Origin of the sequence: Gimesia aquarii, assembly GCF_007748195.1 — a bacterium.
Lineage (GTDB): Bacteria > Planctomycetota > Planctomycetia > Planctomycetales > Planctomycetaceae > Gimesia > Gimesia aquarii.
In genome coordinates this window covers 7,024,065-7,045,581 of record NZ_CP037920.1, presented here as the reverse complement: position 1 = coordinate 7,045,581, position 21,517 = coordinate 7,024,065, and the positions used below count along the sequence as shown (strand labels likewise).

Genomic DNA, 21,517 nt, shown 5'->3' with positions numbered 1-21,517 from the left:
ACCTGGAAACAAACATGATCAAATCAAATGGTTATTCAAGGGGTTTCACCAATCAGTATTCGTGTTTCAATCGACGAGTAGTCCTGGCGTTCTTGGTATCCGGTTTATGCGTTTTGTTAGTCGGGTGTAATTCTGAGACGGGCATGGTTGAGCGTCCACAAACGGTGGACATCAAAAAACAGGCACAACAGAAACATTCTGAATTGAGAATTCAGCCCGAATTTATCAATGTTTGGCCTGAGCAGAATTTAGAGTTCACTTACCGTAACGGTCGAGAAGCGGGAGAACTGGCAATTCTCGAAACGCTTGGAGGGGGTACGGCAATTTTCGACTATGATCGGGATGGACTTCTTGATCTCTTTTATACTGGTGGTGGTACATTTGAGAACAAAACTGTCAAAGGTTATCCCTCTATTTTGTTACGACATACTGGGGAGTTTCGTTTTTTTGACATAACAAAGAACGCGGGCATCGGGCTCGCAGCATTTTACAGTAATGGTTGTGCGGTCGGCGATTATGACAATGATGGTTTTCAGGATTTGCTTGTGACTGGTTATGGAGGTTCAATTTTCTGGAAGAACTTAGGCGATGGCACGTTTGAAGAAATTTCTATCGCTGCTGGCTTGCGAGACTGTTTCTGGGGATCCAGCGCTGGTTGGGGAGACCTTAATGGAGATGGCTTGTTGGATCTTTACCTCACTCAATATGCTGACTGGTCATTTCAAAATCATCCAGAGTGTGATCTGACGCCTGGTGTTGCCGATGTTTGCTCTCCTCACTCCTTCACGGGCGTCAAAGATCTTGTTTTTTTTAATCGAGGTGATGGCACTTTTTATGATGCCAGCGAACAAGTTGGTTTACTGCCAAAAGGTAAAGGGCTTGGTGTAATTCTGGCAGATTTGGACCATGACACCGATTTGGATATCTATGTTTGTAATGATACGGTCGAGAATTTTTTGTATCTGAATAACGGACAGGGGAAATTTGAGGAGGTTGGCTTCATCAATGGTGCTGCCGTTGATGATCGGGGCACGCCCAATGGAAGCATGGGCGTTGACATCATGGATTATAATCAGGATGGCTTGACTGACTTATGGGTTGCCAACTATGAGAAAGAAGCCTTTGCTTTATACCGTAATGATGGCGATGCCCAATTTTTGCACGTCAGTAATGATACTGGAGTGACTTCGATAGGAGATTTATTTGTAGGTTTTGGGACAGCGTGTGCCGATTTTGATTGGGATGGAGACGAAGACCTGATTGTGGCAAATGGGCATGTCGCATATTTTTCTACGAATTCTCCCTTTCGACAAAAGCCGCTTTATCTGGAAAACCAAAACGGACGTTTTGCTCAGATTGAATATGACGATTCTTCTTATTTGGGACAGTCCCATACTGGTCGCGGATTAGCTTTGGCAGACTTTAATGACGATGGTAATCTTGATGTGTCTATCTCAAATTTCAGCGATCCTCCGGCAATCCTTAAAAATACGACCAAGACAAAAGGCCAGTGGGTTTCCGTACGTTTCATTGGAAGAGAAAGTAATCGCGATGCGGTTGGCACACGTGCGGTGCTACATACAAGTCAAGGAGACCTCATACGACAAGTCAAAGGAGGTGGTAGTTATCTCTCTTCCAGCGATTATTGTCTGCATTGGGGAATAGACGAAAAAGTAACTCTCAATGGGATAAGCATTTATTGGCCTTCAGGTATACAGCAGAAAAGTGATTCACTTAAAGTGAATGCTACAAATCTTATTCTGGAACCTGATTCAAAAAGTGATCTTTTCAAACAAAAATAAGCTGTTTGATTCCACTGCAAACACTCACTTCATATGTCTCTATAGATATACACGTCTACAAGTCTGATTAAATGTAAGTTGTTAAAATTAAGGTGTTTAAATAAGTGTAATTACTTAAATAAAGGGTGTTTTATCATGTTTTTGATAGATGAAAACATTGTTTTTTCTTTAAGAAATCATAAAATTGATTGCTTAGTATGAATAACTATGAAATTACTGTCTATTGCCAAGTTTTCCTCTTAATTCCACCCTCAACAGATAGTATCGTTTTCTACTAAGCCAGTAGTTTAACGTGCCCTTTTTACCCTTATTTAAATACTTATCAGGAGAGTCTCAATGCAACTTTTACGCAGGAGAAGAGCCTTTACGCTCATTGAATTGCTTGTTGTGATTGCCATCATTGCAATTTTAATTGCACTACTATTACCTGCAGTGCAGCAGGCGAGAGAGGCAGCACGCCGTTCAACGTGTAAAAATAACCTGAAGCAGTTCGGCTTAGCATTACACAACTACCATGAAACTCATCGTTGTTTTGGGCAATTAACACTATCCGGGCAAAGGAGTGGCGTCACAACACCTTGGGTTGGTTTTAGTACGCAGACAATGTTGCTGCCTTTTATGGACCAAGCCACCATTTATAACGCCATGGACTTTAACTTTAACTGCGAAGAAGCACCCAATACAAATAACCGTAATGCAGGTATTGGTGTATTTCGCTGCCCTTCGGACCAGCGGTATACCAACTATGGGGAAGGATCCTTGAACTATTATATGTCTGCAGGTCCTTGCATGGGATGGAACGTGAGTGTCGGTTCGCAAGAAGGTTTTTCCCGTTATTCGATCGTCACACGAGTAGCAGACATTTTGGATGGAACATCAAATGTGGTTGCCATGGCGGAACGCATTGTGGGAACAAACAGTAGTGGGAATTTCAAAAGGACAGGTGATGTAAGACGGAATGTGCCTTTCAGTGGTGGTAACAATACGACATACCCGACAAAAGCGGCTCTGGATGCACATGGTACCGCCTGTGCGGCAGCAAGTGCCTTTTATGTTCATCGTGGGTCACGTTGGATGCGTGCCGATGAATGTTGGTTTAATACCTGGAATACGCCAAACTCACCTAATGATGACTGTAGTACGGGGAATGGAGGTCATGCAGGAGGAGATGCAGCCTCAAACCAGGCAGCACGCAGCCGTCATACGGGAGGCGCCCATGCTTTGATGGCAGATGGTTCTGTGCACTTTATCTCGGAGAATATTGATTTACTGAAGTGGCAGCAACTCGGTGGAATCGCCGATGGTGCTGCTGTCAGTGTAACTGAATAAGACTTGATCGTTTTACGGCTGTAATCAATAACAGCCCGGCAACACATATTGCCGGGCTGTTTTCATTGTTTTTGCCCAAATTTGAAGACAAACAAGAGTTACTAGAGATTAGAAAGAGTTTTGTAATGAAAATACTAACTGTATTTTGCATGTTGCTGAGTCTTACTTTAGCAGGTTGTGGTGAAGGAGGAGGCACTGGCGAAACTGCCCCGGCCAATCAGGAAACGCCTGCCGCTCAAGATTTAACAGCTGTAAAGACATCATTAAATAGCATCGCGGAGTCCGGTGTTATCGACAGTAGCTTCTTTGGAATTCCAGAAAGCTTGGAACAAGCGGGCAAACCAAAATTGGCTGAAGAAGCAAAAAAACTAGGTGCCATGAAGGGCAAAAAGCAGATTCAGGCAGCCGCCAAGAAGATCGCTGATCAGCTCTAAAACAGTACAAAGGTACTCAGAGCACAAACTAGGGGCAGTATATACAGCGTTTCCAAATACTTTCGACAATGATTCAATTGAAGGTGTTGATATCTAATCGCTGGAGCTGACGACTCAAAAGGGAGCTGGCACATTGCCGGCTCCCTTCATTTACGATTTTTCGCTTCACAAAAGTCAAACTGAATCAAACTTTGGGTTCCCAGCCTGGTTCGTAGTCTCGCGTCCATAGTGCCATGGCGGCTTTATCGTTTTGAATATGACCATTCGAAGGATCACAGGTCATTGTGCGACCTGTGCGATGTGCAATATTTCCAATATGGCATAACAACGTGCTTTTGTGACCGATCTCAATTTCGGCATTCAGACTGAGTGGTTCATTGTTACGTATGGCATCAATGAAGTTTTGAGCATGCTCGGACATGCCCTGCCCACCGCCTACTTTTTCGACTTCTTTATCTTTGGCATCTAATACTCTGTAGCCGCCTGAGCCGCCAATAATCAATGTCCCTTTACTACCGAAGAAAGTGACAAATTCATTCTTGTGACGATTACAGCTAGTTCCCTGCCAGGTAATCTGTTTACCTCCGTCAAACTCGTAAGCGACGACGTGTGTGTCTGGCGTTTGTTGATCATCGTTGTAGGCGTATCGACCGCCACTCGAAACAACACGTGTAGGATAATCTACATCCAGTCCCCAACGACAAACATCCAGGGAATGCACGCCATTATTTCCCAGTTCACCGTTGCCATAATTCCAGAACCAATGCCAATTATAGTGTACGACGTTATCCATATATTTTTGACGAGGGGCTGGTCCCTGCCAGAGATCGTAATTCAAATAACCGGGAACAGAAGCAGGTTTACCAGTGCCAATCGAACCGCGGGCACTTTGGTAGAAAGCGCGTGCGAGGTATACATCGCCAATGACCCCCTCTTTGACTTTTTGAATCCCTTCCATAATCGATTCACTACTACGTCTCTGGCTTCCCATCTGGACCGCACGTTTGTTTTTGCGAGCGGCTTCAACCATCATTTCACCTTCTTTAGGATTATGACTGCAAGGTTTTTCAACGTAAACGTGCTTGCCTGCTGAGCAGCCTAGAATAGTCGCTGGTGAATGCCAGTGGTTGGGAGCCGCAACGATCAGGGCATCAACCGCTTTGTCATCCAGAATTTTACGGAAGTCTGCGATTGGCTGTGGTGCTTTTTTGGTCGCTTTCTCAACAGTCTTGGCTGCGTTAGCCGCTCGGTTATCATCAGTATCGCAAACATACTTGATTTCGACGCCGTCCAGAGCACCAAATGTTTTCGCCAAAGCGAGTCCACGTTGCATACCCATGATACCGATAGTGACTTTTTTGCTAGGGGCTTTATTCGCGGCTGAAAGAAGTGCTGGGGCAGCGAAACTCGCAGCAGAGGCTGCTGCAGTTTGACCTAGAAAAGTACGACGGTTGACAGAATCAGACATCTTTGGTTCTCCATTGCAGGGGAGTTAAAGCGAGGCAGGATTAAGCATAAAACAAGCTTTGTATTTTATACGCTTCTCAAAGTGATTAACACGGAAAAAATAAGCAATGTGGCAATTTGTTAAAAAAACTAATAATATAGGTGTAGGTCAACTGTGAATAACAGATTCCGTATGCACCAAATCACGCCTTTCGAATATAGTGGGCTGCATAACTTCTTATTTCCTGACCATTAAGGACATGGAACATTCTGAGTTGCTGGATGGTTTCCTGACTGAATCGTCCCAGTGGGACATGAATCAATTTTTTCTGATAACGTTTTGCTAAGCGTCGCCAGCCAATCCCCGGAGGCGCCTCACTCAGCAGGGCAATATGTGATTCTTCACTATAATGGCAGGCGGCAACCAGCAGACGCTCCTCGAGTGTATCCACAAAATCAAACTGGAGGTCATTCCAGATATCACTGACAGGCCGGGGAGGGAACAGGAAGAGTGCTCCGCCGTAAGTTGCCATACCAATTCCAGGTCCTACCATTTCTTTACGGTGGTCGGTCGCAAAAAATGCCAGTGTCGATTCATCCTGGTGTTCAGCATGCCAGGTAAGTCGATAGGGATAGTCTCGGGGATCTGCGGGTGAGTCGAAGAGCATAATCACACAATCAAGCCGCCCTCGACTCGGAGGGAGTACTTTGACATGGATCTCACCGGTATGCCAGTTCCTTAGCGTTTCGCGGAGATCAAGTCCATCTTTCATGCTTGTTGTAAACTTTTCGGTTCGTGCCAGATCCACTCCCAGAAGAGAAAGTGCATGATCTTTGACACTGGTACGAAACTTTTCAATGGCGACGTCTTCCGGTGGCCAACTGCATTGTTTAAATGGATCCCATCTCATCTCCCACTCATCCTGTTTTGGCTTAGGAGGTTTTGGGGCCAGTTCACAATTTCTCCAGGAAATGGGGTTACCCGGTAAGCGGTTACTCAACTCAAACATTGTGCCATTCGGGAGTTGAGCTTGTTCAATTCCAAAACTGATCTTATCAAATGGCAGCAAATGCACGAATGGGTATTCTCGCGCTGTTTCTGCAATTTGAATGGCAAATTGATCGCCGGCGACTTGTTGGGCTGCTTTGACCAGCGTATATAGGTCGGGCGTCATACGTCGTTCGATAAGTGATAGATTGCGTATATAACGAAAATAGACGGAAAGGACTTTCGGGGTGATTTTTCTACCGCGTGATTTCAATTCCATTCGATAACGATCTCGAGCAGTCAATGCCAGTTCCTTGATGCCATCGACTGACAGATTCTCATCATCATTCAGTTCGGAGCGGGCTGCTTCATACAGACCTGTAATATAGGGGAGCTCACCAAGTAAAAATAAGAGGGTTTCAGAATCTGCAGTGTAAATATTCGTTTCGTTGACTTCTTCGTCTTCGACTTCCAGTGGCATTTGTTCGATGTAGGCGTCGTGAATCCAGGGCCAATCCAGAAGTGAGCAGACCAGCAGAATCGATTTATATTTCTTCTCCAATTCGCGTAAACGATGTGCCATCATCTTACAGCGATCCAGAGGCTGTCCTTCAGGTAATTTATTCAGGGCTGGCAATACTGCCGCGGAAAATTTTTCAATAGGAACTTTCTTCAATGCATAGGGATCAGGTAATGAAGCAGAAATACTTTCAAAGCGTTGTGTTTCTAAATCGATAAAATGGCGATCAATGTGTTCCATCATCGCAAGCCTGAGGGCGGCAATCACTCCCTGACAGGGATCGATGGGAACATAGCTGCAGACACGCTGAATATCGTCTTCCTCTTCCTCGTCATCTTCTTCCCAGGGAGCAGAACCAGAGATGGGAGGTTCTTCTTGTAAGACAGCAGTGATACTTGGCAGAAACGAGATACCTCGTTCGACGTTGGCTTGAAACGAGGGAGGCAATGGAACGGCCAGACAATCAAACTCATTGTTCAACATGACACGGCGTACTTCAATGGCGTAATCGCCACTACCATGGATCAGTGGTAAAACTGAAATACGGGGACTGATTTTGAGAAAACTGGAATGAAGAGATGTCATTATGAATGTGTCCAGTTTCTTACTACTGAAGATATCAATATACGTAGTTTGACAATAAAATTACTTTGGCCATTGCCAGCCGGTTGTGTTTTTCAGATTCACAACGCACTCTTCAGGCCAATCTCCCTGATATAATTTTACAATGTTCTGAGCTGCCATTGCATACGCGTCACGGTGAGATTCCTTGTCCAGACCGCCGATATGACAACTCAATAACACATTTTCTAAGTTTATCAGCGGACTTTCAACGGGCAAAGGTTCTTTTTTGAAAACATCCAGACCAGCGGCACGTAAGTGACCAGACTGAAGTGCTTCAATCAAGGCCTCCTCGTCAACTAGCCCCCCGCGCGCCGTATTGATCAAGACAGAACCGGATTTCATTTTTGCCAGGGTTTCTTTGTTAATGATGTCGATAGTCTCTGATGTTACAGGCAGGTGTAACGTGACGTAATCTGACTGTTTCAGTAATTCATTGAGATCAACGAGTTTGATCTGATGTTCGGCCACAAATGATTGATTGGGAAAAGGGTCATAAGCGAGGACCTTCATTCCCATGCCAATCGCACGGGTTGCGACTGCCTGACCGATACGCCCCAGCCCCACAATGCCGATGGTACTTCCCCAAACACGGGGTGTGAGAGCTCGTTCCCACTTTCCACTACGAACAGCACGGTCTTGTGAACGGGTCAAGCGTGCCACTCCCATTAATAGAGCAAAAGCCTGTTCTGCGACCGAATGATGGTTCACACCGGGTGTAATTGTGACGGCAATTCCCAGGTCATCAGCGGCTTGTAAATCGACGGCATCAAAGCCAACCCCATAACGTGAAATCACTTTTAAGTCCGGAAGCTGTTCCAGAACTTCTCTAGAATAGATCTCTGCGCCGGCAAGGATGGCATCGAAGCTTTCTACTTGTTCAACGACTCTATCTGGTTCTTTTCGTAAATCAACCTCGGAGGGGACAGTGGCTACTTCAAATCCACCGGCTTGAAGAATTTCAAAATGGGGTCCAAATTCACACATTTTCGCAGTACAAATTGTACGAGGCATGATCAAATATTTCTAAAGAGATACAGTTAAAATAAGAAATTACCAGTACTGCTACTCTAGCGAAATGCTCGATTGACTGACACTGTTCGCAGGGCAAAAAAACGAAATGCGTTCTAATCCTTACTTATCGAACGATGAATAAGCGTTCTGCGCTTTGGACTGTTTTTGGATCTTCTTTACGCAGTTTATTAATAAACTGCTTTGCTTTTTCTGCAGTATTGAGATCGGCACCAATCCCTTTTTTGTTTCTACCTTTAGAGGCGACCAAAAGATATCTTATAATGGCGCGTTTGATCGAAGAGTTACTATAGTCTTCTGTTTGATACATTTGCATTAGACGATCCAGTACGCTCCAATCATTCCAGCGTGCAAGATCCGCGATTACCAGGTCGGTTAACTCAGGTCGATCCAGCAGCAGTCTCATTGACTTTCGCAATCGTTCTTTGCTGATCCGTTCATTTCCATAAGCCCACATAAAATACAACGCTTGTATCGCGGCTTTTGTTTCAGAGTAAGGAACTGTTTCGGAAATGAATTTGGTTTGTTCAATTTTGTCTAACCCATCTGCACCGGTCTGTAGCAGGTATCCTGAGATCAGGCCATCAATGCCAAATCGAACTTTTTTAACGGGTTCATTGATCTTCGATTCCATAAATGCAATATCTGATTCCTGTCCACACAGCCCCAGTAACAAGCCATACAACCCCAATCGGACTACAGGGGTATCAGGACTCACAATCCATGTTCGAATTTTTTTTCGCGGCAGCTCTTTGGCGAGAGGAGTGATCTTTTCGTAGGGAGCATTCGCAAATTCAGCAAAGGCATCATTGGCGATCATCGGATCTGAGTGTTCCAGAAACTTCAGGAAATACCGCAGGCGTTTGGATGTTTGTTCTTTTGCGGGAGGAGCTTGAGAAACGTATTGAAAACAGGTTTCGGTAATTGGAATCAGGTTTTTCCAATTCATACTGGTCTCGTTGGTTCCCAGTAATAAAAACAACTGACTTCTTTTCCCGGAGCGATGTCGATTGATGATGATTTGATCGCCTACATCCAAATGGTCCTTGTAGGACTGACGAATAACTTTTTTGATTTCAAAAAGCGTATTACCAGATCTTTCCAGTGTTCCTTTTTTTGTTTCAATCCATTTCGCGAGAACAGTTATTTCAGATTCAGAGAGTTGCTCAGTCAATGTTCGCGAGGGGCCAGAGCAGAAAGGGCATGCATGAAGCGTGATTGCATTTGAAAATATGAGTAGCGCACTCAGCAGTCCTATACCAATGCGAACTTTCATGTGTTGTTTTCGTCCAGTCATTCCAGATCCTTCTGGTGATTGAGACAAGTTTTGTGACCGTTAGTTCCTCACGCGGCTACAAAAAATCCAGATGTCAAAATGCCTGTTCTTCTTATTTGAAGAAAAAGAAGCGTTCTGCACTTTTGACTGTTTTGGGGTCTTCTTTACGTAATTTGTCAAGCAGTAGCTTTGCTTTCTCCGCCGTTGCCGGGTCTGCTCCGCCTCCTTTTTTGTTCTTGCCTTTGGAAGCGACCAGCAGATAACGCACAATGGCACGCTTAATAGAAGGGATGTCATAATCTCCTGTACCATACATTTCCATCAAGCGATCCAGGACGCTCCAGTCATCCCAGCGTGCGAGATCAGCCACAACGAGATCTGTCAATTCGGGACGATCCAATAATAAACGCATTGATTTACGCAAGCGGTCCTTACTGATACGGCCATCTGCGTAAGTCCACATGAAACGTAGTGCCTGCATGGCGGCGTAAGTTTCGCTAAAGGCAACTTTCTTGGGGATAAACTTGGTTTCATCAATTTTGTCCAAACCATCTGCACCAGTCAGTAGCAGATATCCAGAAATGACACCATCAATGCCCAGTCGAAACTCTTTAGTCGGTTCATTAATCTTCTTTTCCATAAAGGCGACGTCAGATTCCTGTCCACATAACCCCAGTAACAGACCATATAGCCCCAGGCGAGTCACGGGAGTATTGGAATCAACGACCCATTTCCGAATTTTTTCCCGTGGCATGTCTTTCGCAAGAGGCGTGATATCTTCATAAGGGGCATTGGCAAATTCTGCATACGCATCGTTTGCGACCATCTGATCAGGATATTCCAGGAACTTCAGGAAATAACGTAAACGCTTGGATGTCTTTTCCTCAGGAGGAGGTGCTTGTGAGATGTAGTGGAAGCTTGTTTCTGTCACTTCAATCGGGTCCCCCCAATCAACGCTGGTACCTTTGGTACCGAGTAGTAAAAACAAGTTTCCTTTTTTACCAGGACGATGACGATTGATAACGATCTTATCGCCGACTTTCAGTTTGTCTTTGTCCGATTGTTTGACAATTTCTTTAATTTCAAAAACCGTCTTGCCGGCTTTTTCTAACGTACCTTTTTCTGCCTCTGTCCATTGTGCCAGGACGGCAACATCAGATTGCGAGAGCTGTTCGGTCAACGTCAGTGAAGGAGCAGAACAGAAAGGGCAGGCTACCGCGTAGCTTGACTGTGAAATCACAATCAGACTGCAGAGGAGTCCCATAAAAAATCGGTTATTGACGTTGTGTTTGAGACGATTCATTGCCTGACCTCGTGGCGATTGAAATATGTTTCTTGAAATTGAAATCTTTAAAATGTTTCTAACAGAGATTCTACCGTCATTTTTGATCGATGACGATGGCGTCGTCGATCATATAGATACGCTCTAGTTCATCATCGATAGATTCCGCTTTAATATGGAACGTGCCTACCACGTCAAAGGGGCGGTTCAGAATATAGTCGGTTGTCACGCCGTCACGCATCACAACGGGAAATAAGTCATAAATTTTCGGGTTTTTCCCAAAACAACAGATCTGATTGTCACGGGCCAGCATGAAAAATTCATTTCCAGTCTGCTGAAAGGGAGGATACATAAACCCTCGAATACGAATCCGCGCGCCATCCAGATTCTTTAACCATTGTGGCATTAATTCCGGTGCATTGGGAGTGACCGGTTCCATATTCAGCACTTTCAACAAATCAATATCGTCATAGGAGACACGCAGAGCGTCTCCAGGTGATGTTTTTTGAAAAGTACGATTTTTGATGAGCAATTTAACTTCTCGAGGTTCGAGAGCAGCTAGTTCTTTTTTTTCCTGTTCTGTTAATGCACGATCTTTCGGATTTGGTTTACGTGCGACGAGCGCCAGGGTTTTATCTTCTGAAACTTTGGTTTCCGTTTTTTGTACGGTCTGTTTTGAGGTTGCCTGGGCCAGAATTTTTTCTTCAGAAGTCTCTTTTGGTTTGTCTATTTCTGGTGGCGATCTTGTTTCAGGTGTTGTTGCAGCATTTTGTGTTTGCTGACTGTCGACAGATGATTTTGAATCGACAATCTCAGTGGGGCTAGTATCTTGACTCTTTTGGTCAATCTGATCGCTGAACTGGCGATACTCTGTCGGCTCTGATGATGTACAGCCTGTTCCTAAAACAGGAAGACTACTCAGAATCAGGAAAACCAAAAATAATGTTGTCTGTCGGGTGGGATAAAGGTGGGCCTGCACGTGATCAAACTCCTGATGATCGGGTGGTTGCACCAACTTCGTTACAAAGTTGATAATGGCTCAGACTGTCAATCAATCTGAGCCATTCGGTAAACAAGTTTTATAATAGTTCTTTCTCTCTACTTCTCAAAGACACAATGATTAATAGGCGGTCCTTGCCTGTTCAAAATGTGTTCCCTTTAATTGATAAACGGGTCTCAGTTCACCTGCCTGTGTAGGTGCTTCGGCCTGAAATTCGCCAGCCACAGCTACCAGGCCAGCATAAAAATCAGCACGGTGATCGCCTTGCATTTCAACCAGGATCATATCCTTGGCATCGGGTTGTCCCCCAAAGCAGCACTGACCATTGTCTTTCACGAGAATAAAGTTTTTCAGATTTTTAGTATCTCTGGTAGGATACATGTAACCTTTGAGGAAGATCTTTTGTTTATCCAGCTTCAGTACTTCCGGATCAACTCGCGTAACCCCGTCTTTCTGAACAAAATCTTTGGCGGAAATATCACTGGTAAAATTGAGTCGCTGAAAACCGTCTGGGACTTCATGCGCGTAAACATAAGACTGATAGGAAATTCCAGTGGCTAAGAAAAATGCGGAGAGTGCGACCCCTGCAATGGCCACTGTTTTACCTCCCAGTTCACCCGCAGCGCGTTTGATACTGAATAAGCTAATGAGAGAAACAATGATTCCGACGACGGCAATCCCCAGACCAATAATTCCAAACAATGCGATGAACGAGAGCAATCCTAATGCTAAACCAACAACGGCAGTAGGAGGCACAGGTTTGTAAGAAAACTCGTTCTGGGTATCGACCGCGTCGTGCAAAAATTGATTGGATCCATCAAGAACTTGCGACATTTTGCAAGGCCTTTCAAAATTCAGCAAGAATGAAAATTAAGAAAAAACGAATATGATAGTTATAGAGCGTGACTACTCACTTACACTGAATGCGCTCAGAGATTCGAGAGTGGTCCAACTCCTATTATTTAAATCATATCATGCTAAAAGGGGCAGATCACCCCTGAATTCCCATAGAAAACCACAGAAATCATGAGAGAGAAGTCAGAACCCCTATTAATTTCAAAGACCGGAATAATCACTCCACGGTTCTTTTCTCTCAACAGCTTACATAATACTACTAATATAGTATATACGGAGAAGATTTCATTTCCGTTGATTATTTAACCTACCTTAAAGAATGCAAGGCATGTATCTGACACTCAGAATCATTCAAAAAATGAATTTGAAGAGATAGAAAGAGTATAAAACATTACTGAATAGACACTTATGAGCCTTGTCTTCAATATACTATCAGACAGATCCACTAGAAATTGCCGGAAGTGTTATTTTGTATAATTATTCTTATGGTTTGATCCATAAGCTTAGTCACTTAACGTACTGGCGACATCAGTTCGATATGCGGTCATGGCGGGGATAAATCCTACCAGTGAAGCTAGCACGACAAGGATCGGCAACAGGATCAATTCTATTGAGCTGAATGCAAACGGGTTGATCAACAGTCCGCTACGTGCTTCGATAATGGGAGAGGCGATGAAGACGAGACCATGTCCGAGGATGATTCCCAAGATGCCTCCACCCAGACAGAGCAGCACGGATTCAGATAGAATGATCGAAAAGACGGTAGTGCGCCCGGCACCCAGGGCGCGCATAATGGCGATTTCTCTTTTGCGGTCCGACATCGAGTTGTAAATGCTGACGAAAATACTGACGCCGGAAACGACAATGATCAACGATGTCAAAATGATGAGCATCGTGCGCACATTGCCCACGATATTAGTCATCAGCCAGCTGATTTGCCGAATCGGATTGACGGCCATCGCTTGATTCGCCTCTTTGAGTTCAGACTGAAACTTGATTGTTGTAAATCCGCGTAATCGGTCCCCTTTCATTTGTACGAGAATCGCGGTGACTTCTTTCTGGGCATCGGGTACTTCATGTGCGTGGTTGTGTCCATGATCATGACCACTGTGATCATGGGCTGCGTTCTCTTTCATCAACCTTTTCAGTTTTTCTTCATCGAGTGCTTCTCCAAAAAAAGCAGCTTCCCGTTTGAGCGCTTCATCCAGAGGTTTTTCATGTCCGGAGACCTGATAAAAACCGCGCAGATTTACGAACACAGTACGATCATTGGGGGTTCCCGTTGGTGCCAGAATACCCACAATTTTAAATTTTTCATCATGGACGTGTCCACTTTCTGCGGAACCATGAATCAGTTGGAACTCATCGCCCATCTTCCAGTTATTTTGTTTTGCGACCACAGAGCCAATCACGGCATCCCAGGTTCCTGGTAGAAATTTTCCATCTTTGTTAATGCGAAAATGGCGACCGGGAATGTATTCCAGCGCAAAGTAACGTGGAATGGTTCCTACGATGGGGAACGCACCCTTCTGCGTCACATCACCAATTGCAAAAGGAATGGCTTCTTCAATGCGTGGGTCTTTTTTCAATTCGGTGTAGTATCGGTAAGGCAGGTTTTCAATCGGTGCTCCGACGCGAAAGACGGTACTCAAAACCAATTGCAGTGGGCTGCCTTGCGCACCGACAATCAAGTCATAGCCACTGGCAGTCTGATTAAACATACGGTCAACGACGTCATTGATGACTAGGACGGAGACCAGGAGTGTGACACCCAAAGCGACACTCAAAGCCGTTAACAGTGAGGAGACGCGACGTTGTTGGATACTTTTCCAGGCAATAGTGACAGTATTCATAGTGGGGAATTACTTCGTTCACTGAGGATAAAAAATATCATGAATAAAATGAGTGTTATATTTCTGCGTGAATTTTATTAAAATCAGATAACGTTTCCACGCGGTCAAACTGTTTGGCGACTTCTTGTGAGTGTGTTACCAGCAGCATCGAAATCTGGTTCTGTGCGCAAGCATCTCGTAATAATTGCAGAATCGTTTCCTGGTTGGAAATATCCACATTGGCGGTAGGTTCATCTGCGAGTAAGAGCTTGGGTTGATTGGCCAATGCGCGAGCGACTGCCACACGCTGTTGTTCTCCAACAGACATTTGTTGGGGGCGATGATGTAAGCGATGTTCCAAGCCAACCTGTGCCAAGAGTTCTTTCGCGCGATTCCGATTTGGTTTTTCGCGTGAGAAACTCATACCTAGCAAGACATTTTCCAAAGCAGAAAAAGCGGGTAACAGATTGAATGTCTGGAAAACAAAACCGATCCGTTCGGCTCGAAATCGATCGCGGACCACCTCCGCCATCGAAGCAATTTCGGTGCCAGCAATGGTTACTTTTCCGCTATCGGCTGAAGTAATTCCAGAGATGACATTCAGGAGGGTCGATTTCCCTGAACCACTCTCGCCAATCAGCACGACCTGTTCACTTTCTTTCAGTTCAAATCGTTCAATATTCAGAATGGGGAGAATGGAACCATTGGGTTCCCGGTAGCTCTTTTTGACGTTTTCCAGCAGCAAAGACATGCTGACCTCGTTTGTTCGATGGAAGAATGATACTACGGATGAAAATTCTTTCGCTGATTTGTGCTGTTGTTTTTGCAAATGTTATGCAATAAGCCAGTCGTTCGCTAGTGTTGTTTTCGCAAATCTTTGCAATTATTCCCGATCAGTGGGTCTTAAAAAAAGTCCCTTAAACAATGGTCGTTAGCTAACTTATGTCGCAACAATTTCGACTTATTTTTATCGGGATCGCGGTAGGCTTGTTTTGAGTGTTTTGCTATAGTTCCGCCTCTTTCGTGTTAAAACAATCTGCGAAATGATACATGCAACAACTGTGAATCAAGGATGATTACAAGATGCGAAGTCATCAACGGAACCGACTAATGACTCCCTTTCGAGTCGTAATGTTTATAGGGCTGGGAATTTTGGGGACTGCTGCCTGGAAATATGAGTGGATTCCATTTCATGTGGGCGGAGCACAAACCGGGGCTTTGATTGACGATTCTTCTCAAAATTCGTCCGAGTCTGGTAAGCGACAAGGAACTTCCGATCATGAAGAGCCGGTTTTGGAGCAGGAAACCATCATTGCTCAGTCGGAACCTCCCGCAGAAGAATTAACGGAGGGAAGTGATAATCAACGTAAATATCATAGGAGAGAAATCGAAGTACCTCGTATTTTTAAGCGAACGATTACCGGTACGATTGTAGAGACTGCTCCTAAAGTCGATTCTCCTGTGAATGCTGCTATAGAACCCAATCATTTCAAAGTTTCTGCACAACCTTTGGCCAAAGAGGATCAGGTCTCACCTCAACTGGCTTCAAAAGAGCTCAATGCTCCGAAGAAATTGAACCCGCCAGAAGGGATCAAACGTGCGAGTGCTCGTGTGATCAAAACGGCCAAGCATGCGAGTTTTGATGAAGAAATAGGGAAAAGCCAGACAGAAAATTCCACTCCTGATCTGATCGCCATTGATCAACTCATTCAGCAGGGAAAAATTATCGATGCTCATAAGAGGCTTTCTAAAATTTACTGGAAACAACCTCAATTATACCCGGTCATCAAATCACGAATTGAAGAGACCGCACGCATGATTTACTTTTCTCCTCAGCCACATTTTATGACACCTCATGAAATAGAGCCCGGAGATCAATTGCGAAAAGTGTCAAAACAATATCAAATTCCCTGGGAGTACCTGTCAAAGCTGAATCGGATTGACCCCAGAAAAATCAGACCTGGTCAGAAGCTCAAGGTCATCAAGGGACCATTTTCCGTATTTGTGGATTTGAGTGATTTTACTTTGACAGTGCATGCACATGGTTACTTTGTAAAACGTTATGCCATTGGAACTGGCAAAGATCATTCCACACCGACGGGTAAATTTCTCGTAAAAGACAAGTTGGTGGATCCTACTTATTATGGTCCAGAGGGAGTGATCGCCAACGATGATCCGACGAATCCCTTGGGCGAACGATGGATTGATATTGGTGATAGCTACGGTATTCATGGCACGATCAATCCTGCTTCGATTGGTAAAGCAGAGTCTAAAGGATGTGTGAGGATGCACAACCAGGATGTTGCTGAAGTTTACGACATGCTGGGAATAGGCTCAGAAGTTGTGATTCGTCCCTGATTTCTTATTGTTATTTCGCAGGCATTCTTAAGTGGATCCTAAGAAATATTTATGGGATAATTTTTTAGTCCCATGGCTCTCAAACATAATAATAAACTTGAATTCGGGTGATTCTTTCTCTGCAGTCTGTTTGAATGTGGAATTCGAGCCTGTAGAATACGTGTGGCTGAACCAGAGAGAGCACAAGGATAAAGCATGTGCTTTTCAATGGTTCTTCATCATAATGACACACATTCAGGGTAGAGAAGAGAATATTCATGTTTGATCGGGAAAAGCTGATCGAGTTATTTCGAGAGCGTGCTTTAAAGTTTGGAGACTTCACACTCGTTTCGGGTAAAAAAAGTAGTTATTACCTTGATGGAAAACAGGTTGTACTACATTCGCATGGGTTGCGTTTAGTGAGCGCCGGATTATTAGAAATGTTGGCCGACGTCGAATTTGATGCCATTGGCGGCATGTCAATAGGGGCAGATCCGATTGTCGCCGGTGTGCTGGCGATTGCCGCTGAACAGGGGAAGTCGCTCAACGGGTTTATGGTTCGCAAGGAACCCAAAGGACATGGAACGAATAAATATGTGGAAGGTCCTGTGCAGCCAGGTGATAAAGTCGTGATTGTGGATGATGTCATTACCACGGCTGGTAGTGCGTTGCTCTCTGTTGATCGAGCCGAAAAATTTGGCTGCGAAGTGGTGCAGGCATTAGGGGTTGTCGATCGTTTACAAGGGGGGGCTGCGAACTTTGAAAAACGCAATATTCCCTTCAAAGCGTTATTAACGATTCAAGACTTTGGAATCGAACCACCGGTGGAAGATGAGTAAACTTTCAAGCCTTCATTGAAAGAGACATTTTTAATGGAAAATTTCCTACGTTATGATGATTCAGCAGCTCGACGTTTGATTGATAATCAATTATACGAGGCGCTCCAGCCAGATCTAATCGCGGCACGAGAAGAAATGCTGAAAGATGTGACTCTGCTGGGGACCGATCAGATACCGGCCAGCAAACAGCCTTTAGATGCTGGTTTTCAGAATTTGCCGCAGCAACTCCTGGATGAATATGAATCGCAAAAGGGTGAAAGCCTGCTGGGAAAAATTGAGGCCAAGGCGCAGGAGTTGCGCGAGCAGTCTGACCGATTTGTGGTTCTGGGAATTGGTGGTTCCTATATGGGGATGCGGGCATTGTTCGAAGCTTTGGCGCATCCCTGGCATAATGAATTGACGCGTGAGCAAAGACAGGATATCCCCCGTCTTTATTTCGAAGGAAACAATGTTGACAACGATTCGGTGTCTGCACTCAGAGATTTACTACAAAGCGGTTGCCAGGATCCACATGACCTGTTGCAACGTTGGAGTCTGACTGTCATCAGTAAATCAGGGGGCACATTAGAAACCGCGGTCGGATTTCGGCTCTTTCGTGAAGCGTTGGAAGCATACTACGGAGCCGATTCGGAAGAAAGCCGTTCGCTCGTCGTTCCTATTACCGGTCTGGAAGGAAAGTTGAGAAACTTTTCTAATGAGAAAGGATATTCCAGCGTCTTTCCGATTCCCGATAATGTCGGAGGGCGTTTTTCCGTTTTCACCGCAGTCGGTTTATTCCCCGCTGCCGTGATGGGGATTGACATCAAACAACTTTTGCAAGGGGCAGCCGATATGACACAGAGATTTGTCACTCAGCCGATGGGTGACAATCCGGTGTTAGACTACACGGCGACCTGTCATCTCTTTGAAAAAGAGAAGCAGAACACGATTCGGATCCTTTCTACTTGGGGAAAACGACTCGAAGCATTAGGACTCTGGTATGATCAATTGCTGGCTGAAAGTCTGGGCAAAGAGGAAAAGGGGGCAACTCCTCTGACGGTGGTGAACACCAGAGACCTGCATAGCCGTGGGCAGCAGCACCAGGAGGGAGCCCTCGATAAATTAATTACAAACCTGATAGTCGAGCAACCCGATTCGACTCCTGTTTCAGTTCCTCTGGTTCCCGAAAGTCAAAACCAGGATCAGCTTAATAAACTGAAAGGGAAAACGGTTCCTGATATTCTTTCTGCAGCCATTGAAGGAACAAATCGCGCTTATGCCGACGTAAATCGACCCACGGCAGATTTGGTCCTACCTTGCCTGAATGAGTATACGTTGGGGCAAACTTTGCAGATGTTAATGCTGGCAACCGTTTTAGAAGGTCGTTTAATTGACATCAATCCGTATGGCCAGCCCGGTGTGGAAGCCTACAAAAAGAACATGCAGGAAGTGTTGAATCGCTGAATGATGAGAACTCTTGCTTAGCTGGTTCCCGGGATTTCCTGATTTTTATCAATTGGCACGCCAATCATTTGGCCACTGAAAACCATGTCTCCATCAACGAGCCCTTGAAAGTTGAACTCGGCTCTCTTGCCAGCGCGGATGCGTGCCAACTGTGCCATGATGACCAGACGCTGGTTAGGAAAGACAGGGCGGCGAAAACGAACATCGTTCATTCCACCAAATCCCAGGAAGTCACCGCCGAGCAATTTGAATTTGCGGGCATAAAAACCAGCTAATTGAGCCGAACATTCACAAAGAACCACGCCTGGCATCAAAGGAAAACCGGGCATGTGCCCACGCACCCAAAATTCATTCTCAGTGATATCTTTAAAACCGACAATGCCATGCTTTTCGTTATCGATATGGACGATACCGGAAAGTTGTTCCATCTCAAATCGCTGAGGATTGATTTCTCTAATGTCTTCGATTCCGAATAAAGGGTTCTCGAAATCGAAATCAATTCCAGCATAAAGCAACTTGGGTGGCATGGTCTCTTTTCTCCAAAAGGGGCATTATCGAAAACAGCCCTCAATTTTTAATTGGGGTCATCAAGTGAATGAAATAGTTTTTCAACGTAACTACTGTTTTTCCTAAGATTCACAAGGTAATGAAGTGAATACTCACCGCCCTTGAAGCTTGTGATCTTAGCAAACTCGGTAGCATTTGTTAATCGAGGATTTCAGCTAATTGGTTCAGATTAGTGATCAACCTGTCAGGCTTTAAATCAGGATTTCGAACTTCTTTTTTACTCGCTTGCATACTCAGTGAATCGCCTGCAAATAAAACGGTCTTCATTCCAAATCGTCTGGCCATCGCCAGGTCTTCATGAATACGAGTCCCAACATGCAGAATTTGCTCTGGTGAAATACCCAATTGTTCGAAACGACTGATAAGTCTTTCATAAAGAGACATCGATGGTTTACAGACTTCTTCACGATAAGACAAACAGAAACACTCCTGAGTGAAGAGTTCCGAGAGTGGCGGCAGTGTACCTTGAGAGCTTAATCCCCGCAATACTTGGACTAAAGTGAAAGGCTGTGCATCTGCGAAAAGAGCGACTTTTTTACCTCGTTCTCCTAATTTGTTAAGAGTGACCAGGGCTTCAGGCATTGCCTCAACACCTTGCAGACAGGAATGAAAGAAATAAGCTACTTTTGCACTAAAGTCATCCAGCCCACCATAAAAGGATTCGTCAATGTGATATTCATTCTTCTGTAGTCGAATGATAAGTTGTTTCCAGATTTCGACAGAGTTGATTTCCGGTTTTTCTCCCTTAGCAATTTTGCGAGACATTCTCTGGTCTTCAAGGATGTTGCGATATTGTGACAGCATATATTCCCAGGGAGCACCTGGTTTGCGTGACATGCTATTCCACATATTGAACTCTTTGATTGTCTTATCGAGAGCTATTTGCATCCGCAATTGTTGTTCATGATCAAACAGTAAACAACCATCAGAAATATGGAGTAATGTTCCATAGACGCTGAATGTGACTGCAGCGACATCCCTCATAGGCTTCAAAAAAGGCGTTGCCTTCGGGACCACTAGCGCTGGAGGGATCGGCCAGATAAGGTCATCACGGTGAGCCAGCCATTCAGCATATTCTTGGAGAGATTGAGCCATAACAATTCTATCAGTTCAGGATCGAGAAATTTCGATCATTGAATTTTAACGAACAGAAGACAAGAAGAGGAGTCTATGAAAAGAAGCATCAAGCGCAGGTTCTAAGAAATGTCTATATCGTCATGATGCTAAATCTTTCATAAGTGGTAGATGGCGAAAGAGTTCCTGGAGAACCTTGGATTATTGTGTTCTGATCTTAGACCAGCCAGCCATGATAGAGCAAGCAAAAAAGTGAGATTTCAACGACTTTCAAATTTAGAGAAATAGGTATCAATTTTCGAAAAGCGGCCAACAAAAATCGGCATAATTGACGTAATAGATCTGAAAGTTCAATTGCATGGAACCCAATGCTGGTCGCTGTTGTCATAACGATTATCCGACCGTTTCTCTCCGACTCATGAGAAAAGCGGCGGGAAGCGGTGTGAAAAATTCAAGTCCCCCAAGAAATTTGGTTCATATCTTAAGTATTTTCCAGAAGTGGATTAAGTCCCTGAATCGTAGGGGATTACGGCATAATATTCCTCACAGTTGTTTCTTCCCTATCAGCTATTCCCAGTGTCTCTCTCACTACTGCACTCTCTCTTGTCAAAGAACTTAAAGTCCTCACCGTCGATTCGTCGATGCAATTAGGGCAGACGGTTGAAACCGGAAAGACGTAAAAACCACGTCGAACCAGTCAACATCAGTTTGAATGGTTCAGTCCCTTCAATCGTTTGTAAGGGGGGAGAGGACAAGATGGATCTAGTCTGACGAACTGATCTGAATGGTATTGCGATTGTCATTCAGTCCGACCCCAAAAGTATTACGTACCAGATCCCA

General features: G+C 44.6%; 17 protein-coding genes. 6 read left to right on the top strand and 11 right to left on the bottom strand.

The window, feature by feature from the left end:
- Positions 1 to 14 precede the first annotated feature (14 nt).
- The 3 genes from V144x_RS26840 (at position 15) to V144x_RS26830 (ending at position 3,565) form a co-directional block, all read left to right on the top strand.
- A complete protein-coding gene (locus V144x_RS26840) occupies positions 15 to 1,802 on the top strand; it encodes a CRTAC1 family protein (protein WP_144990057.1) in 1,788 nt (595 codons plus the stop codon).
- Positions 1,803 to 2,138: 336 nt separating this feature from the next.
- Positions 2,139 to 3,131, top strand: a complete 993-nt coding sequence (locus V144x_RS26835; protein ID WP_144990055.1) for a DUF1559 domain-containing protein — start codon at positions 2,139 to 2,141, stop codon at positions 3,129 to 3,131.
- Between the two features lie 125 nt (positions 3,132 to 3,256).
- On the top strand, positions 3,257 to 3,565 hold the full coding sequence (locus V144x_RS26830) for a hypothetical protein (RefSeq protein ID WP_144990053.1): 309 nt from the start codon (positions 3,257 to 3,259) through the stop codon (positions 3,563 to 3,565).
- 184 nt (positions 3,566 to 3,749) lie between these two features.
- Here the strand turns inward: V144x_RS26830 and V144x_RS26825 are convergent, their stop codons facing one another.
- The 9 genes from V144x_RS26825 to V144x_RS26785 all read right to left on the bottom strand — a co-directional run bounded on the left by V144x_RS26825 (position 3,750) and on the right by V144x_RS26785 (position 15,168).
- Positions 3,750 to 5,033 (bottom strand): Gfo/Idh/MocA family protein, encoded by a 1,284-nt coding sequence (locus tag V144x_RS26825; RefSeq protein WP_144990051.1) that lies wholly within the window; start codon positions 5,031 to 5,033, stop codon positions 3,750 to 3,752.
- Positions 5,034 to 5,214: 181 nt separating this feature from the next.
- Positions 5,215 to 7,104, bottom strand: a complete 1,890-nt coding sequence (locus tag V144x_RS26820; protein ID WP_144990049.1) for a hypothetical protein — start codon at positions 7,102 to 7,104, stop codon at positions 5,215 to 5,217.
- A gap of 60 nt (positions 7,105 to 7,164) precedes the next feature.
- Positions 7,165 to 8,154 (bottom strand): phosphoglycerate dehydrogenase, encoded by a 990-nt coding sequence (locus V144x_RS26815; protein ID WP_144990047.1) that lies wholly within the window; start codon positions 8,152 to 8,154, stop codon positions 7,165 to 7,167.
- Positions 8,155 to 8,278: 124 nt separating this feature from the next.
- Positions 8,279 to 9,469 (bottom strand): hypothetical protein, encoded by a 1,191-nt coding sequence (locus V144x_RS26810; RefSeq protein WP_144990045.1) that lies wholly within the window; start codon positions 9,467 to 9,469, stop codon positions 8,279 to 8,281.
- A gap of 91 nt (positions 9,470 to 9,560) precedes the next feature.
- On the bottom strand, positions 9,561 to 10,751 hold the full coding sequence (locus V144x_RS26805; RefSeq protein WP_144990043.1) for a hypothetical protein: 1,191 nt from the start codon (positions 10,749 to 10,751) through the stop codon (positions 9,561 to 9,563).
- Positions 10,752 to 10,827: 76 nt separating this feature from the next.
- Positions 10,828 to 11,709, bottom strand: coding sequence for a hypothetical protein (locus V144x_RS26800; protein WP_144990041.1), 882 nt, complete (start codon positions 11,707 to 11,709; stop codon positions 10,828 to 10,830).
- Positions 11,710 to 11,850: 141 nt separating this feature from the next.
- Complete coding sequence (locus tag V144x_RS26795) at positions 11,851 to 12,564, bottom strand: DUF4190 domain-containing protein (protein ID WP_144990039.1); 714 nt, start codon at positions 12,562 to 12,564, stop codon at positions 11,851 to 11,853.
- A gap of 524 nt (positions 12,565 to 13,088) precedes the next feature.
- Positions 13,089 to 14,438: an ABC transporter permease gene (locus V144x_RS26790; protein ID WP_144990037.1), complete on the bottom strand. Its 1,350-nt coding sequence runs from the start codon at positions 14,436 to 14,438 to the stop codon at positions 13,089 to 13,091.
- 55 nt (positions 14,439 to 14,493) lie between these two features.
- Positions 14,494 to 15,168 (bottom strand): ABC transporter ATP-binding protein, encoded by a 675-nt coding sequence (locus V144x_RS26785; RefSeq protein WP_144990035.1) that lies wholly within the window; start codon positions 15,166 to 15,168, stop codon positions 14,494 to 14,496.
- 332 nt (positions 15,169 to 15,500) lie between these two features.
- Here V144x_RS26785 and V144x_RS26780 point away from each other — a divergent pair, with 332 nt between their 5' ends.
- The 3 genes from V144x_RS26780 to V144x_RS26770 all read left to right on the top strand — a co-directional run bounded on the left by V144x_RS26780 (position 15,501) and on the right by V144x_RS26770 (position 19,036).
- A complete protein-coding gene (locus V144x_RS26780) occupies positions 15,501 to 16,775 on the top strand; it encodes a L,D-transpeptidase family protein (RefSeq protein WP_144990033.1) in 1,275 nt (424 codons plus the stop codon).
- A 257-nt stretch (positions 16,776 to 17,032) separates the two neighbouring features.
- Positions 17,033 to 17,593 carry an orotate phosphoribosyltransferase gene (gene pyrE, locus V144x_RS26775; RefSeq protein WP_144990031.1) on the top strand — a complete coding sequence of 187 codons (561 nt, stop codon included), beginning with the start codon at positions 17,033 to 17,035 and terminating at the stop codon, positions 17,591 to 17,593.
- A 33-nt stretch (positions 17,594 to 17,626) separates the two neighbouring features.
- Positions 17,627 to 19,036 (top strand): glucose-6-phosphate isomerase, encoded by a 1,410-nt coding sequence (locus tag V144x_RS26770; RefSeq protein ID WP_144990029.1) that lies wholly within the window; start codon positions 17,627 to 17,629, stop codon positions 19,034 to 19,036.
- 17 nt (positions 19,037 to 19,053) lie between these two features.
- On the opposite strand, the gene V144x_RS26765 is transcribed toward V144x_RS26770, so the two are convergent.
- The gene (locus V144x_RS26765; RefSeq protein ID WP_144990028.1) at positions 19,054 to 19,563 is read right to left on the bottom strand and encodes a 3-hydroxyacyl-ACP dehydratase FabZ family protein; all 510 of its coding nucleotides are present in this window, start codon (positions 19,561 to 19,563) and stop codon (positions 19,054 to 19,056) included.
- 178 nt (positions 19,564 to 19,741) lie between these two features.
- Positions 19,742 to 20,698: an HAD family hydrolase gene (locus V144x_RS26760; protein WP_144990026.1), complete on the bottom strand. Its 957-nt coding sequence runs from the start codon at positions 20,696 to 20,698 to the stop codon at positions 19,742 to 19,744.
- Positions 20,699 to 21,517: the final 819 nt, after the last annotated feature.

Coding starts and splice junctions, on each gene's coding strand:
- V144x_RS26815 (WP_144990047.1), bottom strand. CDS start 8,154: ATGCCTCGTACAATTTGTACTGCGAAAATGTGTGAATTTGGACCCCAT.
- V144x_RS26770 (WP_144990029.1), top strand. CDS start 17,627: ATGGAAAATTTCCTACGTTATGATGATTCAGCAGCTCGACGTTTGATT.
- V144x_RS26760 (WP_144990026.1), bottom strand. CDS start 20,698: ATGGCTCAATCTCTCCAAGAATATGCTGAATGGCTGGCTCACCGTGAT.
- V144x_RS26840 (WP_144990057.1), top strand. CDS start 15: ATGATCAAATCAAATGGTTATTCAAGGGGTTTCACCAATCAGTATTCG.
- V144x_RS26795 (WP_144990039.1), bottom strand. CDS start 12,564: ATGTCGCAAGTTCTTGATGGATCCAATCAATTTTTGCACGACGCGGTC.
- V144x_RS26810 (WP_144990045.1), bottom strand. CDS start 9,469: ATGACTGGACGAAAACAACACATGAAAGTTCGCATTGGTATAGGACTG.
- V144x_RS26835 (WP_144990055.1), top strand. CDS start 2,139: ATGCAACTTTTACGCAGGAGAAGAGCCTTTACGCTCATTGAATTGCTT.
- V144x_RS26805 (WP_144990043.1), bottom strand. CDS start 10,751: ATGAATCGTCTCAAACACAACGTCAATAACCGATTTTTTATGGGACTC.
- V144x_RS26785 (WP_144990035.1), bottom strand. CDS start 15,168: ATGTCTTTGCTGCTGGAAAACGTCAAAAAGAGCTACCGGGAACCCAAT.
- V144x_RS26790 (WP_144990037.1), bottom strand. CDS start 14,438: ATGAATACTGTCACTATTGCCTGGAAAAGTATCCAACAACGTCGCGTC.
- V144x_RS26830 (WP_144990053.1), top strand. CDS start 3,257: ATGAAAATACTAACTGTATTTTGCATGTTGCTGAGTCTTACTTTAGCA.
- pyrE (WP_144990031.1), top strand. CDS start 17,033: ATGTTTGATCGGGAAAAGCTGATCGAGTTATTTCGAGAGCGTGCTTTA.
- V144x_RS26780 (WP_144990033.1), top strand. CDS start 15,501: ATGCGAAGTCATCAACGGAACCGACTAATGACTCCCTTTCGAGTCGTA.
- V144x_RS26825 (WP_144990051.1), bottom strand. CDS start 5,033: ATGTCTGATTCTGTCAACCGTCGTACTTTTCTAGGTCAAACTGCAGCA.
- V144x_RS26820 (WP_144990049.1), bottom strand. CDS start 7,104: ATGACATCTCTTCATTCCAGTTTTCTCAAAATCAGTCCCCGTATTTCA.
- V144x_RS26765 (WP_144990028.1), bottom strand. CDS start 19,563: ATGCCACCCAAGTTGCTTTATGCTGGAATTGATTTCGATTTCGAGAAC.